Raw genomic sequence first — 15,129 nt, 5'->3', positions numbered from 1 at the left:
GCCTTTTTTATTCAGTAATCAAGCCGGCCCTGTTTTACCAGCCATTCGCGCACCAGAAACAGCGCACTGACGTTACGCGCTTCGCTGAAGTCGGGTTCTTCCAGCAGCGCCAGCAAATTCTTCAGCGGCCAGCGCCGTACCACCAGCGGCTCCGGCTCATCCCCTTCCAGCTTCTCTTCATAGAGGCCTTCAGCCACCACGATATTCATTTTGCTGGAGAAGTAAGAGGGTGCCATGGTGAGCTTGCCGAGGGCTTCAAGACGGGTCGCGCCGTAGCCAGCCTCTTCTTTAAGTTCCCGGTCAGCCGCCTCAAAGGCGCTTTCGCCCGGATCGATTAGCCCTTTTGGAAAACCAAGCTCATAGCTTTCCAGCCCCACCCCATACTCCTGAATCAGGATAACGTCGTCGCCGAGAATCGGCACAATCATTACCGCTTCGCGTTCAGAAGGCTTCATGCGCTCATAAACGCGGCGTGCACCATTGCTGAAAGCGAGATCGACGGCTTCAATGGTAAACAGGCGGGAGCGGGCCACCGCTTCTACCTTGAGGATGTCAGGTTTTTTCAATGGAGTGGTCATATCAGCCTCAGACGTTGCACAACCTTGTGAAATGCGATAGCGCCAGCATACCGAAGGCCGCGCAAATGTGCGACAGGCAACGCAGGCTAAGCCGCTGCCGGATTGCGCGGCCCGCCGTATGGCGCGCTATGCGCTCGCTCGCTTTAAGCATAAGTCAACGCCTCAGCGCGAAATTCAGAAAATACCGATATTTAATTGAGTATTGCCTGGTTAACATCCTATAAGGGATTAATCTAATAATTTATAATCCGATGATTTAGCGCATTATTTTATCTGTGTTTCTTCTTGTCAGAACCTCTTCTGCTCGCCAGAATTGACACATCTTACGATTTTCGCCGGGAGTAGAACGTTAACGTGAAGGCATTTCGTTGGCTGGAATGAGCTGAGCATGAGCACTTTTATTGTCATCCTGACAGTGATGCTGATCGGCTCATCATTAGCAGGTATCACTTACTGGTACGCTATGCGGCATCGTCCGCCGTTAGCGCGACCTCTGCCGTTTATCAGTCCGCCCTGCCGCAAACTCTCTGATGATGAGCGCATCGCAGTAGAAAAGTATCTGGCTGCGCTGGCGAAACGTCAGCCGCCGCGCACCCGCGCCCGCTTTGCCACGGAAGCGGAAGCGCTGACGCTGACGGCTCAAAGCAATCATGTCTACCCGGTTACCCGTTCCATCACCCGCTACGGCCTCTCAACCGACGATCCGCACAAATGGCGCTACTATCTCGATGAAGTGGAAGTGCATCTGCCACCGCTCTGGGAACAGTATATTGCCGATGAAAATTACGTTGAGCTGATCCGCACGCAGACGCTGCCGCTGGTCATCTCGCTGAATGGTCACTCGCTGGTTAACTACGCCATTGAGCAACCCGCCCTGCCGCCGCTGATCCAGCCTGCCAGTACCAACGCCTCTATCCGTAAAGCAGAGAGTGAAAACGTTGAGTTACTGCGGGTGCGCAAAGAGTCGCACGAGGAGTACCAGCTTTCGCGGCCTGACGGTACGCGTGAAGCGATCGTTATCAGCTGCGCTTTTTTGCTGTTTTTTCTCGGTCTGGTGCTGCCGGGCAATCTCCTGCTCTGGCTGGTGGTGCCTGGCTGCGTAATGATCGCCGTCAGCCTCTGGTTCCTCTGTCGTTTTCCCGGTGAGAAAAGACTGCGTGATATTCACTGCCTGCGCGGTGCGCCGAAACGCTGGGGCCTGTTTGGTGAATCGAACCAGGAGCAGAGCAACATTTCGCTGGGCATTATCGATCTCATCTACCCGCCGCACTGGCAGCCTTATATCGCTCACGATCTGGGACAGATCACCGAAGTGGATATCTATCTGAACCGCCAGGTTGTGCGTCAGGGGCGTTTTTTGTCGTTGCAGGATGAGGTCAGGAATTTCCCGGTCCAGCGGTGGCGCAAGAATCTGGTACTGACCTGCGGTTCACTGCTGGTACTGGCAATGCTGCTGACCTGGATCCCGCTCAGTATGCCGCTCAAGCTGAGCCTGGCCTGGGTCAAAGGCACGGAAAGTCTTGAGGTCGACAGCGTGGATAAGCTCTCTGCCCTGCCGCTGCACGTCGGCGATGTGCTCAGGGTGACGGGAACCGGTATGTGCTCGGTGCCAGGCAATTACCAGAGCAATCGCACCTACGCTTACATGCCTTTTGACTGCTCTGCTATCTACTGGAACAAAGCTGCTCCGCTGCCTCAGCCGCAGTCTGACATTATTGACAAGGCCGCTGCGCTGCTGGATACCACCCTGCGCCAGCTGCATCCGGAAACCAGTACCGATCCCAAGCTTAATCCGCAGCTCGCCTCAGCGATTCAGAAGTCAGGCATGATTTTGCTGGATGATTTTTCCGAGCTGGTGCTAAGGACGCAGGATCTCTGCAGCCAGCAGCAGGATTGCGTCCGGCTGAAAAATGCGCTGGTTAACCTGGGCAATGCGAAAGACTGGGATTCGCTGATCCACCGCGCGGACACCGGCAAACTCAGCGGCATGAATGTGCTGTTAAGGCCTGTCAGTGCCGAGGCGCTGGAGAATCTGGTGAATACCGCGACGTCGACCTTCTTTTCCCGTGAAACCCGTCGTGCGGCGGAAACGCTTAACAGCCCGCCGCCGGGCGGCTTTCTTATCATCAGCGATGAAGGCCGGCAGCTGGTGACGCAGCCGCAGCCTGCCGTCTCCCTGTTTGATCTGGACGCGCCTTCACAGTGGCGCGAGCTGCAGCGTATCGCGGGCATGCTGCTGCATACGCCGTTCAGCGCCAGCGGCATCATTACCAGTATGAGTACCGACGCTAACGGGACACGCCATATCATGCTGCATAACGAACCGGATGCCATGGCGCAATGGCGCTACATCGGCAGCGTTGTGCTGATGCTGATACTGCTGATTTCCGCGCTGGTGAACGGGTTACTGACGCTGCGTCGCATCCATCGTAACCGGCTGCGCATGGCTGAAATTCAGCAATATTACGATAAATGCTTTAACCACAATCTCAGCACTATGCAGAGTGTGCGCTCGCTGTTCTGACCCTCCGCCCTTCTGTGCTACCCTGACGCGCATTTTTTTGCGACGGCTGTCGGGGCCGGCATTTACGCTAAACTGATAGGGTGCGGCATCGCGTCGCACCTTGATTTATCACTTTCTGCCCATATCTCCGGGTATCTGCAGCTTTCCCTCTGCGAAGTTCGCGTCAGAGCCGGTTGCATATAGCGCGACGCGGTGATGAGAGCCCGGCCAGCGTCTGGTGCAGAGACCCGGGCGTCAGCCGCTTCCGACGCCGACTGGCCGCCACCCTTTTTCAGCGCCGCCCTGCCGGACCCGTTTACCGGTAAAGGTGAAACGCTGCGTTAAAGCAGGAGCCACAATGAAAGAGAAAATCAGCGACGGCGTACGCCTTGATAAATGGCTGTGGGCCGCGCGCTTCTATAAAACCCGCGCGCTGGCACGTGAAATGATTGAAGGCGGCAAGGTTCACTATAACGGTCAGCGCAGCAAACCCAGCAAGCTGGTTGAATCTGGCGCGGAGTTAACGCTGCGACAGGGAAACGATGAGCGGACGGTGATCGTTAACGCCATCAGCGATCAGCGCCGCCCCGCCAGCGAAGCGCAACTGATGTATAGCGAAACCGCCGCCAGCGTGGAAAAACGGGAAAAAACGGCGCTGGCGCGCAAGCTGAACGCGCTGACTATGCCACATCCGGATCGCCGGCCTGATAAAAAAGAGCGCCGCGATCTGATGAAATTTAAACTGTCGGGTGATGAATAGTTTCCACCCCTGCGAGAGAAAACTTATGTCTGTTCAAGATCAATTACACCGTTACCTGTTCGAAAACGTTGCCGTGCGCGGCGAGCTGGTCAATGTCTCCCACACCTGGCAGGACATTATCCGCAACCATGACTACGCAGAGCCGGTAAAAACGCTGCTGGGCGAGCTGCTGGTTGCGACCAGTCTGCTGACCGCCACGCTGAAATTTGACGGTGATATCACGGTGCAGCTGCAGGGTGACGGCCCGCTGACACTGGCAGTGATCAACGGTAATAACCGTCAGGAGCTGCGTGGCGTGGCGCGCGTGAAAGAAGGTGCAGAGATTGCGCCCGGCAGCACGCTGAAAGAGATGACAGGTAACGGCTATCTGGTTATTACCATTACACCAGAAAAAGGCGAACGTTATCAGGGCGTGGTGGGTCTTGAGGCGGATACGCTGGCAGGCTGTCTGGAAGACTATTTCATGCGTTCTGAGCAGCTGCCTACCCGCCTGTTTATCCGTACTACTGAGCAGGGCGCAGCCGGTATTTTACTGCAGGTGCTGCCCGCGCAGGAGACCAGTCAGGATGATTTCAATCATCTGGCCATGCTGACGGAAACGGTGAAAGCGGAAGAGCTGATCACGCTGCCGGCAAACGATGTGCTGTGGCGTCTCTACCATCAGGAAGAAGCCACCGTTTACGATCCGCTGCCCGTTATGTTTAAGTGCACCTGCTCGCGCCAGCGCTGCGGTGAAGTGCTTAAAACGCTGCCAGAGAGCGAAGTGGATGAGATCCTCGAGGAAGATGGCAAAATCGATATGCACTGCGACTATTGCGGCACGCACTATGTTTATGACGCGGTTGATATTGCTGCCATCCGTAACGAATCTGTCAGCGACAGCGACCAGCTGCACTGATTCCACTGCGGGCGGCCACGCCGCCCGTTTCGCGTAAAACTATACCCCCATGTTTTTTCACGGAAATTAACTAATTTTCACTAACTTTACTTTTATAAGTAGCCGATTTCTCCGCTTGTCACGTTCCAGTTCGCATTTTTAACTATCTTCACTTTCCGCCTCTGCTCAGATGTGTACACTGCGCGCGATCTGTCCTGCGCAACCGAGTGCGCCACGCGGCAGACACCCCCTAAAAATGCAATGAAGTACCGATTTAAGGAGCAGTCACATGCGCGTTAACGGCCTGACATCGCAAGACCTCGCCGACCTGGGCATCAGCGGCACTACCGAAGTGGTGTATAACCCTGACTATGACACGCTGTTTCAGGAAGAAACCCGCCCGGAGCTGGAGGGTTATGCGCGAGGCACCCTGACGCAGAGCGGCGCAATCGCCGTGGATACCGGCATTTTTACCGGCCGCTCACCGAAAGATAAATATATTGTCCGCGATGACACGACGCGCGATACGCTGTGGTGGAATGGCACCGGCAACGGTAAAAACGATAATCAGCCGCTTTCGCAGGAGACCTGGCAGGCGCTGAAGGATCGCTGTACCCAGCAGCTTTCAGGCAAACGCCTGTTTGTGGTGGATGCCTTTTGCGGTGCCAATCCTGACTCCCGCCTGAGCGTACGCTTTGTGATGGAAGTGGCCTGGCAGGCGCACTTTGTGAAAAACATGTTTATCCGCCCGAGCGATGAAGAGCTGGCCAGCTTCACGCCTGATTTTGTGGTGATGAACGCGGCGCAGTGTACCAATCCGGACTGGCAGGCGCAGGGGCTGAACTCAGAAAATTTTGTTGCATTTAACCTGACAGAACGCATGCAGCTGATTGGCGGTACCTGGTACGGCGGCGAAATGAAGAAGGGCCTCTTCGCCATCATGAACTATCTGCTGCCGCTGAAAGGCATCGCCTCCATGCACTGCTCCGCGAACGTGGGTAAAGCGGGCGACGTGGCCGTGTTCTTTGGCCTCTCCGGCACCGGTAAGACCACGCTCTCCACCGATCCTGAGCGGCAGCTGATTGGCGATGATGAGCACGGCTGGGATGATGACGGCGTCTTCAATTTTGAAGGCGGCTGCTATGCAAAAACCATCAACCTGTCTGAACAGGCCGAGCCGGAAATCTATCGCGCTATCCGCCGCGATGCGCTGCTGGAAAACGTGGTGGTGCGTGCTGACGGCAGCGTGGATTACGCCGATGGCAGCAAAACAGAAAACACCCGCGTCTCCTATCCGATCAATCACATTGAAAACATTGTGCAGCCGGTTTCCAAAGCGGGTCATGCGAAAAAGGTCATTTTCCTTACGGCTGATGCGTTTGGCGTGCTGCCGCCGGTTTCGCGGCTGACGCCAGAGCAGACGCAGTATCACTTCCTTTCCGGCTTCACAGCCAAGCTGGCCGGCACTGAACGCGGCGTCACGCAGCCAACACCAACCTTCTCTGCCTGCTTTGGCGCCGCATTTCTGACCCTGCATCCGACGCAATATGCTGAAGTGCTGGTTAAGCGCATGGAAGCGGCGGGCGCGCAGGCTTATCTGGTTAACACCGGCTGGAACGGCAGCGGCAAGCGCAACTCACTGAAAGATACCCGGGCGATTATCAACGCGATTCTGGCTGGCGAGCTGGATAACGCCGCGACCGTGACCCTGCCGGTGTTCAATCTGCAGATCCCGACGCAGCTGGCCGGGGTGGACGCCGCCACGCTGGATCCGCGCCGCAGCTGGCAGAGCGAAGCGGAGTGGCAGCAGGCCGCGCAGGATCTGGCACAGCGTTTTATTACTAACTTTGAGAAGTATACCGACAACGACGCGGGTAAAGCGCTGGTACAGGCGGGTCCACAGCTGTAAGCACGGCTGAACCACTGCAGCGGGCGGCATCACTGCCGCCCTTTTTTCTGTCTGCTCAGGTGCTGTGCGCGACGCTGGCCAGCGCGGTGCTGTTTTCCGGCATCGGCAGCCAGGCGCGGATACGTAATCCGCCGCGCTCGCTGGCACCAATCTCCAGCGATCCTTCATGCGCATCGATTATGCGCTGCACAATCGCCAGCCCCAGCCCGGTGCCGCTGGTACTGCGGGCGCTGTCGCCGCGCACAAACGGCTGAAACAGATGCTGCAGCTGATCGGGTTTAATACCGGGACCATCATCATCAACCTGGAACCAGGCGCGGTTAAGCTCCTGGCCGCTGCTGACTTTGATCCAGCCGTTACCATAACGCGCAGCATTTACCACCAGATTTGCCACCGCGCGTTTAATCGAGAGCGGATTGATATTCAGCATCAGCTCATCGGTCATCACCGCATTCTCAATCTCGCGTTCATAGCCGCTCTCGGCCGCGACCACTTCTCCCAGCACGCTATTGAGATCGGCCCGCTCGGTCTGCATCTCCTGACCCGTACGCAGATAATCGATGAACTGCTCAATGATAGCGTTGCACTCTTCGATATCTTTATTAATTGACTCCGCCAGATAGCCATCCTGCTCACCCATCATCTCGGTCGCCAGACGGATGCGCGTCAGCGGCGTGCGCAGATCGTGACTGACGCCCGCCATCAGCAGGGTGCGATCGTCAGCCAGCTGCTTGACGCCAGCCGCCATCTGATTGAAGGCGCGCGTCACCGAACGCACTTCAGAGGCTCCGTATTCACGCAGCGGCGGCGGAATAATGCCTTTGCCCACCTGCAGTGCCGCGTGCTCCAGATCCACCAGCGGCCGGTTTTGCATCCGGATAAACAGCCAGGCTCCGCCAATCGCCAGCAGCATAATCGCCAGCGTGTAGCGGAACAGCGGCGAGAAGTCACCCTGATGAATTTCCGTCAGCGGCACCCGCACCCAGATATCGGGCGAAAGCCAGGTTTTCAGCCAGACAACCGGCGAGTTTTTATTGACCTCGACGCGCACATCGGTCGGGCCGCCCAGCTGCTGCGCCATCTGCTCACTCAGAAACTCATAGTGCTGCGCCCAGCGCAGCCCGCTCTCTTCTGCCGCCGCGTTGGTATAAAGCGAAATCCCCAGCTCGCGGTAAATTTCGCGCCGGAAGGCGGGTGGCACTTCCAGCTGTGTCCCATCTTCCAGCTGCAGCCGATCGGTCATCAGCATACGCACTTCGTAGGCCAGCACCTTATTAAACTGCTGCAGGCTGGGAAGAATAGCGAAGTTCAGCACCACCAGATACGTTGTTACCAGGCTGACAAACAGCAGGGTAACGATCAGCAGCAGGGTGCGGGCAAAGGAGCTGCGGGGCGAGAAGCGCAGTCGCCTCATGCTTTACTGCCGTCCGGCACAAAAACGTAGCCCAGACCCCAGACGGTCTGGATATAGCGCGGATGCGCGGGATCTTCTTCCACCATGCGGCGCAGGCGCGAAATCTGCACGTCGATTGAGCGTTCCATGGCGCTGTATTCGCGTCCGCGCGCCAGGTTCATCAGCTTGTCACGCGAAAGCGGCTCACGCGGATGACTCACCAGCGCTTTCAGCACGGCAAATTCACCGCTGGTGAGCGGCATAGGCTCATCTTCACGGAACATTTCACGCGTGCCGAGGTTCAGTTTGAATTTGCCGAAGGCGATAACCGCCTCTTCCTGTGAAGGCGCACCCGGCAGCTCGTTGGCCTGACGACGCAGCACCGCGCGGATCCGCGCCAGCAGTTCACGCGGGTTAAACGGTTTGGGAATATAGTCATCCGCCCCGATTTCCAGCCCGACAATGCGGTCAACCTCTTCACCCTTAGCTGTCACCATGATAATCGGCATCGGGTTACTCTGGCTGCGCAGACGGCGACAGATAGAGAGGCCATCTTCGCCTGGCAGCATTAAATCCAGCACCATCAGATGAAACGATTCACGCGTCAGCAGGCGATCCATCTGTTCAGCATTAGCGACACTGCGCACCTGAAAGCCCTGTTCGGTGAGATAGCGTTCCAGCAGCGCGCGCAGACGCATATCGTCATCAACGACCAGAATTTTGTAGTTCTCTTGCATGTTCAACTCCCAAAGGCGCCATTGCCTGAAGCAATATTGTGAGGATAAGGGACCTGTCTGTGACAGATATTTATGGTTTATATTCTAAGCGAAATTGTTACAAAGCATATTAAACAGGAGCTTATATTTAATTTCTTGCCTGAAATGCGGCTCCGCTCCCGCTTTTGCCACCCGATTTTACCCTGATTAGCGCTTGTCTGAAAAAACGGCACTTTTTCTCACTGCGCGTGGCTCGACCGCACTTTTCCCGCTCTGCCAGAGCCTGCCCTGCGCTTTCACATCAATTCAGCGGGATAGCAGACCGCCGGCAGCACAAAACTGCGCAGATTCTGGTTAGCGCCTCATAACGCTCTCGGAAGAGTGCCAGCGGCGGCACAATCCAAGACCATTTATAAATAAAGACAGTTAAATCAGCGAGTAAACACCACTTTCGCCCGGCCCGATGATCTCCGACACTTCTGCTGTATCGACCCGATCGGTGTCATGTGGAGAAGAAAAATGAAAAAAGTTGTTCTGCTGAGCGCGCTGGTTCTCTCCAGCCTTACCCAGGTTCAGGCGGCAACGTCAGTCGGTGAAGCCGCCGGTGCGCAGGCGTCAACGACAGCAAAAGGCAACTCGGATGCAATTGGCGTGGGCGCAGTAGCAGCACTGCTGGGCGTGGCGCTGGCTACCATGGGCGGTGGCGATGGCAATGGCAGCAGCACCTCAACCACTACCGCAACGGTGCCGGGCAAGTAAGCGCTATACCGGGACTGCGCTGCCTGTGGCTCACCACGCGCAGTGCAGTTCACTTACGCCTTGTCGTGATAGGTAATCTGATTCACAAACCAGATCTTTTGTCCTTCAGGCGTGTTAACGGTGACCTCATCATCGACCTCTTTTTTGATCAGCGCCCGCGCCATAGGTGAATCGATTGAGATGTACTCTTTCACATTATCGCCATAGATTTCATCTGGTCCGACGATGCGAAAACGCTTTTGTTCCCCCTGCTCATTCTCCACTTCTACCCACGCGCCGAAAAAGACTTTGCCCTCCTGCTGCGGGGCGTAATCAACAATTTTCAGCTCAGCGAGGCATTTGCGCAGGTAGCGTACCCGCCGGTCAATCTGCCGCAGCAGCCGTTTATTGTAGGTATAGTCCGCGTTTTCTGACCGATCGCCGAGGCTGGCGGCCCAGGAGACGATACGGGTGATCTCCGGACGCTTCTCATTCCACAGATGATCGTGCTCGGCGCGCAGCTTGTTGTAGCCTTCGCGGGTAATCAGTTGAGTTTTCATTACATCGGCTCATTTATGTCAGTTTTGCAGGTCGCCAGCTGCGTACAATAAGCGACGCTGCCGCAGGCAGCAAGATGCGGGCGCGATTCAGAAAAAGATGGATTGCCGCCCGGCTGGCTGGCAATTTACGCCCTCAGTCCGTATAACTGTCCCCTGTTTTTAACCCCGGATAAGCAAGATCGTTACTGATGATGAAAGATTCGCTGAGCCAGATTATCGCAGGTGAGCTGCAGGCACGCGCCGAACAGGTTGATGCCGCCGTACGCCTGCTGGATGAAGGGAATACCGTCCCCTTTATTGCACGTTACCGTAAGGAAGTCACCGGCGGGCTGGATGATACCCAGCTGCGCGCGCTGGAGAGCCGCCTGAGCTATCTGCGCGAGCTGGACGATCGCCGCCAGTCGATTCTGAAATCGATTGACGATCAGGGCAAACTCTCGCCGGAACTGGCGCAGGCTATCAACAGCACGCTGAGTAAAACCGAGCTGGAAGATCTCTATCTGCCTTACAAGCAGAAGCGCCGTACGCGTGGCCAGATCGCCATTGAAGCGGGCCTCGAACCGCTGGCTGACACATTGTGGAACGATCCCTCGCAGCAGCCGGAAGCGGTAGCTGCAGGCTTTGTGGATGCGGATAAAGGCGTGGCGGATACGCGCGCCGCGCTCGATGGCGCACGCTATATCCTGATGGAGCGGTTTGCCGAAGACGCCGCGCTGCTGGCAAAAGTGCGCGACTATCTGTGGAAAAACGCCCATCTGGTAGCACGTGTCGTTGAGGGCAAAGAAGAGGCGGGCGCTAAATTCCGCGACTATTTTGATCATCACGAAGCGCTGAGCAGCGTGCCTTCGCACCGCGCACTGGCGATGTTTCGCGGCCGCAACGAAGGCGTACTGCAGCTGTCGCTGAATGCCGATCCGCAGTCTGAAGAGGCGCCGCGTGAAAGCTATGGCGAAACGCTGATTGCCGATCACCTGGGTCTGCGCCTGAATAATGCGCCGGCTGACAGCTGGCGTAAAGCGGTGGTGAGCTGGACATGGCGCATCAAGGTGCTGCTGCATCTCGAAACCGAACTGATGGGCACCATCCGTGAACGGGCCGAAGATGAAGCGATTAACGTCTTTGCCCGCAATCTGCACGATCTGCTGATGGCCGCTCCGGCCGGTATGCGCGCCACAATGGGGCTTGACCCTGGCCTGCGCACCGGTGTGAAGGTTGCCGTAGTTGATGCGACCGGCAAACTGGTGGCCACTGATACGGTCTACCCGCACACCGGTCAGGCGGCGAAAGCGGCGGCGGCCGTCGCGGCGCTCTGTATAAAGCATCAGGTTGAGCTGGTGGCGATTGGTAACGGCACCGCTTCGCGCGAAACAGAGCGCTTTTTCCTCGATGTGCAGAAACAGTTTCCGCAGGTCAGCGCACAAAAAGTGATCGTCAGTGAAGCGGGCGCCTCCGTCTACTCCGCTTCGGAACTGGCGGCGCTGGAGTTTCCTGACCTCGACGTATCGTTGCGCGGTGCGGTCTCTATTGCCCGTCGCCTGCAGGATCCGCTGGCCGAGCTGGTCAAAATTGACCCTAAATCGATTGGTGTGGGCCAGTATCAGCATGATGTCAGTCAGAGTCAGCTGGCGAAAAAGCTGGATGCCGTGGTTGAAGATTGCGTTAACGCCGTTGGCGTCGATCTCAACACCGCCTCGGTCGCCCTGCTTACGCGCGTAGCGGGTCTGACGCGCATGATGGCGCAGAATATTGTGGGCTGGCGTGATGAAAACGGACGTTTTCAGAACCGTCAGCAGCTGCTGAAAGTGAGCCGCCTCGGACCAAAAGCGTTTGAACAGTGCGCCGGCTTTCTGCGCATCAATCACGGTGACAATCCGCTGGATGCCTCTACGGTGCATCCGGAAGCGTATCCGCTGGTGGAGCGTATTCTCTCTGCCACTGAGCAGGCGCTGGATGCGCTGATGGGAAATCCCGGCAGCCTGCGCAATCTGAACGCGCGCGACTTTACCGATGAACGCTTTGGTCTGCCTACCGTGACCGATATCATCAAAGAGCTGGAAAAGCCGGGCCGCGATCCGCGTCCTGAGTTCAAAACCGCGCAGTTTGCCGAAGGCGTGGAAACCATGAACGATCTGCTGCCCGGTATGATTCTGGAAGGCGCCGTGACCAACGTGACTAACTTTGGTGCCTTTGTGGATATCGGCGTGCATCAGGATGGGCTGGTGCATATCTCCTCTCTCTCCGATCGCTTCGTGGAAGATCCGCATCAGGTGGTGAAAGCAGGCGATATCGTGAAGGTCAAAGTCATGGAAGTGGATCTGCAGCGTAAACGTATTGCGCTCACTATGCGTCTGGATGAACAGCCGGGTGAGAGCAATGCACGCAGCGGTAGCCGACCTGCTGCCAGAGAACCGGCGCGCGCCGCAAATCCGGCCAAAGGGCGCGGCAAGCCTGCGCCTGCAGGCAACAGTGCCATGGGTGATGCGCTGGCTGCGGCTTTTGGTAAAAAGCGCTGATTTCAGCCTGCTAATCTGCCTGCAGCCGGCAAATGGCTGCAGGTAACAGGTTGCGAAATTGTCCCGTCAGGCTACGCTGAAAAAATCTGTGTGATCCACTGACCTTCCGCGTGGCCTGACAATCTGATGGATAAAATCAACGCCCTGCTCGATGAGATCTATGAAGGAGACCTGCCCGCCATCGCGCGCGAGCGTCTGCTGTCACATATCCGCGCCGCGCGCGACAGCGTGAAAATGCCACGTAAAGCGCACTGGGATGAGAAAGATGTGGTGCTCATCACCTACGCCGATCAGTTTCGTGAGCCGGAGCAGCCCACCCTCGCCAGCTTTACACGCTTTTATCAGCAGCACCTGCAGTCTGCTTTTAACCTGGTGCACCTGCTGCCATTCTTTCCCTACTCGTCCGATGATGGCTTTTCGGTTATCGACTACCACAAAGTCAATCCGATCTGCGGTGACTGGCAGCAGATTGCGGCGCTGCACAGCCAGACGCGGCTGATGTTCGACTTTGTCTGCAACCATATCTCGGCGCACAGCGCCTGGTTTCGTCACTATCTGGCGCAGGACCCGGGCTGGGATGATTTTTTTATCAGTATGCCGCCGGCCACCGATCTCAGCGCCGTGACCCGCCCGCGCACTTCGCCGCTGCTTACGCCTTTTACCCTGGCCGACGGCAGCACGCGCTATATCTGGACCACCTTCAGCGCCGATCAGATCGATCTTAACTTCGCCAGCCCGGATGTGCTGATCCGTATGATCGGCGTGCTGCTCGACTACCTGAAAAAAGGTGCGGATTATGTGCGGCTGGATGCGGTTGGCTATATGTGGAAAACGCCGGGCACGCGCTGCATTCACCTGCATAAAACCCATTTGCTGGTGAAGCTGTTCCGCGCCGTCGCCGATGTTGTTGCGCCGGGCACGGTGATCATCACGGAAACCAACGTGCCGCACCAGGATAACATCAGCTATTTTGGCCGCGGGGATGATGAAGCGCAGATGGTATATCAGTTTTCTCTGCCGCCGCTGGTGCTGCAGGCGATCCATGCCGGTTCAGCGCGCGCGCTGCGTCAGTGGGCCGCCTCGCTGACGCCCGGCAGCGGCAGCACCACCTTTTTTAACTTTCTCGCCTCGCATGACGGTATCGGCCTGAATCCGGCGCGTGGCATTCTGTCAGAGCCTGAAATTGTTGCCCTGGTGCGTGAGCTGGCGCTGGAAGGCGCGCTGGTGTCATATAAAAACAACCCCGACGGCACCACCAGCCCCTATGAAATCAACGTTACCTATCTCGATGCGCTTAACCATCAGACCGATGATGATGAGACGCGCCTGCGCCGTTTCCTGCTGGCGCACGCCATCCTGCTGGCGTTTCCGGGCGTGCCCGCGATTTATATTCAGAGCATCCTCGGCTCGCGTAACGATAACGAAGGGGTGCGCGCTGCCGGCCACAACCGCGCCATCAATCGCGAAAAATATAGCCTGCGTGAAATGGAGCAGTGGATCAGCGGCGGCGACTGGCTGCGTCAGCAGGTGTTTGAACGGCTGAGTGCGCTGATCCAGCTGCGCACCCGCCAGCCCGCTTTTCATCCCGATAACGCCATGACTCTGCTGGAGAGCGACAATGCAATCCTGCTGTTTCGCCGCCACGCGCCAGATGAAGAGGGGCTGCTGTGCCTGTTTAACCTGAGCAGCCGTGAAATTACCGCCACGCTGCCGCAGGCGCGCCACTACCAGGATATCGTCAGCGGGCAAAAGGTGGACGGCAGCGCGCCGGTGACGCTCGCTGCCTGGCAGTTTATGTGGCTGCGTGGATAAACTGCGTCACGTGCCCGCAGAACGCCTCAGGATGTGAGATAAACGGCGCATGCGCTGCCTTTTCCATGACCACTGACGGGGAGCCGGGCCAGCGCGCATCCAGCTCGGCGGCAATACGTCGCGGTACCAGCCCATCCAGCGCCCCATAGAGGCGCAGGAACGGCACGCTAAGAGTGTCCAGCGTCGGGCGCAAATCGCTCTGCCGCAGAATCTCCAGCCCGCTCTGCAGCGCCGCAACTGACGGCATCGGCTGCGACAGCACCACCTCTTTCAGCTGACGCGCATCCTGACGCGCATTTTCTGTCCCCATGGTCTGTAATGCCAGAAAGCGCTCAACGGTGCGCCGGAAATCGTCACTGAGCTGCTGCTGAAAACCGGTCAGGGTGTCGGGCTTAATCCCCGGCCACTCCGCCTGCGCGGTAAAACAGGGCGAGGAGGCTACGCTGATCAATGCAGAAACGCGCGCCGGCTGCAGCAGCGCCAGCTGGCTGGCCACCAGCCCGCCCAGTGACCAGCCCAGCAGCGTGGCGCGTTCAGGCAGCTGCGGCAGCAGCTGTTGCGCCATCTGTATCAGCGTCAGCGGACCGGCCGCTGCGCTGCGGCCAAATCCGGGCAGATCCACCAGATGCAGGCGAAAATGGGGACTGAGTCGCGGAACAATGTGTTGCCACACTTCGGCATTCAGTCCCCAGCCGTGCAGCAGCACAAGATCGCGATCGCCCGCGCCCGTGGTGTGCCAGTAAAGCGAACTCATCGGTTACACTCCCGAA

At 57.4% G+C, this 15,129-nt stretch carries 13 protein-coding genes; 8 read left to right on the top strand and 5 right to left on the bottom strand.

All coding sequences use genetic code 11. The features are described from left to right. Nucleotides 1-11 precede the first annotated feature (11 nt). Nucleotides 12-578 carry an ADP compounds hydrolase NudE gene (gene nudE / locus HA43_RS05850; RefSeq protein ID WP_039380943.1) on the bottom strand — a complete coding sequence of 189 codons (567 nt, stop codon included), beginning with the start codon at nucleotides 576-578 and terminating at the stop codon, nucleotides 12-14. A gap of 388 nt (nucleotides 579-966) precedes the next feature. On the opposite strand from nudE, the gene HA43_RS05845 reads away from it, so the two are divergent. The 5 genes from HA43_RS05845 to pckA all read left to right on the top strand — a co-directional run bounded on the left by HA43_RS05845 (nucleotide 967) and on the right by pckA (nucleotide 6,627). Next, complete coding sequence (locus HA43_RS05845) at nucleotides 967-3,102, top strand: intracellular growth attenuator family protein (RefSeq protein WP_094111191.1); 2,136 nt, start codon at nucleotides 967-969, stop codon at nucleotides 3,100-3,102. Between the two features lie 195 nt (nucleotides 3,103-3,297). Continuing rightward, on the top strand, nucleotides 3,298-3,426 hold the full coding sequence (locus tag HA43_RS19300; RefSeq protein WP_255420281.1) for a hypothetical protein: 129 nt from the start codon (nucleotides 3,298-3,300) through the stop codon (nucleotides 3,424-3,426). Nucleotides 3,427-3,439: 13 nt separating this feature from the next. Further along, nucleotides 3,440-3,841: a ribosome-associated heat shock protein Hsp15 gene (gene hslR / locus HA43_RS05840; RefSeq protein WP_039380949.1), complete on the top strand. Its 402-nt coding sequence runs from the start codon at nucleotides 3,440-3,442 to the stop codon at nucleotides 3,839-3,841. Between the two features lie 25 nt (nucleotides 3,842-3,866). Next, nucleotides 3,867-4,739 (top strand): Hsp33 family molecular chaperone HslO, encoded by an 873-nt coding sequence (gene hslO, locus HA43_RS05835; protein WP_039380951.1) that lies wholly within the window; start codon nucleotides 3,867-3,869, stop codon nucleotides 4,737-4,739. A gap of 268 nt (nucleotides 4,740-5,007) precedes the next feature. Continuing rightward, the gene (gene pckA, locus HA43_RS05830; protein WP_039380954.1) at nucleotides 5,008-6,627 is read left to right on the top strand and encodes a phosphoenolpyruvate carboxykinase (ATP); all 1,620 of its coding nucleotides are present in this window, start codon (nucleotides 5,008-5,010) and stop codon (nucleotides 6,625-6,627) included. Between the two features lie 55 nt (nucleotides 6,628-6,682). Here the strand turns inward: pckA and envZ are convergent, their stop codons facing one another. Together envZ and ompR are read right to left on the bottom strand one after the other, a co-directional pair. Next, nucleotides 6,683-8,041: a two-component system sensor histidine kinase EnvZ gene (envZ, locus tag HA43_RS05825; protein ID WP_039380956.1), complete on the bottom strand. Its 1,359-nt coding sequence runs from the start codon at nucleotides 8,039-8,041 to the stop codon at nucleotides 6,683-6,685. Beyond that, nucleotides 8,038-8,757: an osmolarity response regulator transcription factor OmpR gene (gene ompR / locus HA43_RS05820; RefSeq protein ID WP_001157751.1), complete on the bottom strand. Its 720-nt coding sequence runs from the start codon at nucleotides 8,755-8,757 to the stop codon at nucleotides 8,038-8,040. The genes envZ and ompR overlap by 4 nt, the downstream gene beginning before the upstream one ends. Nucleotides 8,758-9,255: 498 nt before the next feature. Between ompR and yjbE the strand changes: the two genes are divergently transcribed. After that, nucleotides 9,256-9,495 carry an exopolysaccharide production protein YjbE gene (yjbE, locus tag HA43_RS05815; protein ID WP_094111190.1) on the top strand — a complete coding sequence of 80 codons (240 nt, stop codon included), beginning with the start codon at nucleotides 9,256-9,258 and terminating at the stop codon, nucleotides 9,493-9,495. Between the two features lie 53 nt (nucleotides 9,496-9,548). Here the strand turns inward: yjbE and greB are convergent, their stop codons facing one another. Continuing rightward, nucleotides 9,549-10,034 carry a transcription elongation factor GreB gene (gene greB, locus HA43_RS05810; RefSeq protein ID WP_039380962.1) on the bottom strand — a complete coding sequence of 162 codons (486 nt, stop codon included), beginning with the start codon at nucleotides 10,032-10,034 and terminating at the stop codon, nucleotides 9,549-9,551. 191 nt (nucleotides 10,035-10,225) lie between these two features. Between greB and HA43_RS05805 the strand changes: the two genes are divergently transcribed. Both HA43_RS05805 and HA43_RS05800 read left to right on the top strand, forming a co-directional pair. Beyond that, nucleotides 10,226-12,547 carry a Tex family protein gene (locus HA43_RS05805; RefSeq protein ID WP_039385659.1) on the top strand — a complete coding sequence of 774 codons (2,322 nt, stop codon included), beginning with the start codon at nucleotides 10,226-10,228 and terminating at the stop codon, nucleotides 12,545-12,547. A 126-nt stretch (nucleotides 12,548-12,673) separates the two neighbouring features. Continuing rightward, nucleotides 12,674-14,359 carry an alpha-amylase family glycosyl hydrolase gene (locus tag HA43_RS05800; RefSeq protein WP_094111189.1) on the top strand — a complete coding sequence of 562 codons (1,686 nt, stop codon included), beginning with the start codon at nucleotides 12,674-12,676 and terminating at the stop codon, nucleotides 14,357-14,359. Here the strand turns inward: HA43_RS05800 and bioH are convergent. Then, nucleotides 14,340-15,113 (bottom strand): pimeloyl-ACP methyl ester esterase BioH, encoded by a 774-nt coding sequence (bioH, locus tag HA43_RS05795; protein WP_039380968.1) that lies wholly within the window; start codon nucleotides 15,111-15,113, stop codon nucleotides 14,340-14,342. The genes HA43_RS05800 and bioH overlap by 20 nt on opposite strands. Between the last annotated feature and the right edge of the window lie 16 nt (nucleotides 15,114-15,129).

Origin of the sequence: Pantoea eucrina (assembly GCF_002095385.1) — a bacterium.
Taxonomy (GTDB): Bacteria; Pseudomonadota; Gammaproteobacteria; order Enterobacterales; family Enterobacteriaceae; genus Pantoea; species Pantoea eucrina.
The sequence above is the reverse complement of the archived record's forward strand: the minus strand, read 5'-3'. Positions and strand labels throughout refer to the sequence as shown.

Excerpts from the sequence above, each read along its gene's own strand:
- greB (WP_039380962.1), bottom strand. The coding sequence starts at position 10,034 with ATGAAAACTCAACTGATTACCCGCGAAGGCTACAACAAGCTGCGCGCC.
- envZ (WP_039380956.1), bottom strand. The coding sequence starts at position 8,041 with ATGAGGCGACTGCGCTTCTCGCCCCGCAGCTCCTTTGCCCGCACCCTG.
- pckA (WP_039380954.1), top strand. The coding sequence starts at position 5,008 with ATGCGCGTTAACGGCCTGACATCGCAAGACCTCGCCGACCTGGGCATC.
- HA43_RS05805 (WP_039385659.1), top strand. The coding sequence starts at position 10,226 with ATGAAAGATTCGCTGAGCCAGATTATCGCAGGTGAGCTGCAGGCACGC.
- hslO (WP_039380951.1), top strand. The coding sequence starts at position 3,867 with ATGTCTGTTCAAGATCAATTACACCGTTACCTGTTCGAAAACGTTGCC.
- HA43_RS05800 (WP_094111189.1), top strand. The coding sequence starts at position 12,674 with ATGGATAAAATCAACGCCCTGCTCGATGAGATCTATGAAGGAGACCTG.
- nudE (WP_039380943.1), bottom strand. The coding sequence starts at position 578 with ATGACCACTCCATTGAAAAAACCTGACATCCTCAAGGTAGAAGCGGTG.
- hslR (WP_039380949.1), top strand. The coding sequence starts at position 3,440 with ATGAAAGAGAAAATCAGCGACGGCGTACGCCTTGATAAATGGCTGTGG.
- HA43_RS05845 (WP_094111191.1), top strand. The coding sequence starts at position 967 with ATGAGCACTTTTATTGTCATCCTGACAGTGATGCTGATCGGCTCATCA.
- HA43_RS19300 (WP_255420281.1), top strand. The coding sequence starts at position 3,298 with ATGAGAGCCCGGCCAGCGTCTGGTGCAGAGACCCGGGCGTCAGCCGCT.
- bioH (WP_039380968.1), bottom strand. The coding sequence starts at position 15,113 with ATGAGTTCGCTTTACTGGCACACCACGGGCGCGGGCGATCGCGATCTT.
- ompR (WP_001157751.1), bottom strand. The coding sequence starts at position 8,757 with ATGCAAGAGAACTACAAAATTCTGGTCGTTGATGACGATATGCGTCTG.
- yjbE (WP_094111190.1), top strand. The coding sequence starts at position 9,256 with ATGAAAAAAGTTGTTCTGCTGAGCGCGCTGGTTCTCTCCAGCCTTACC.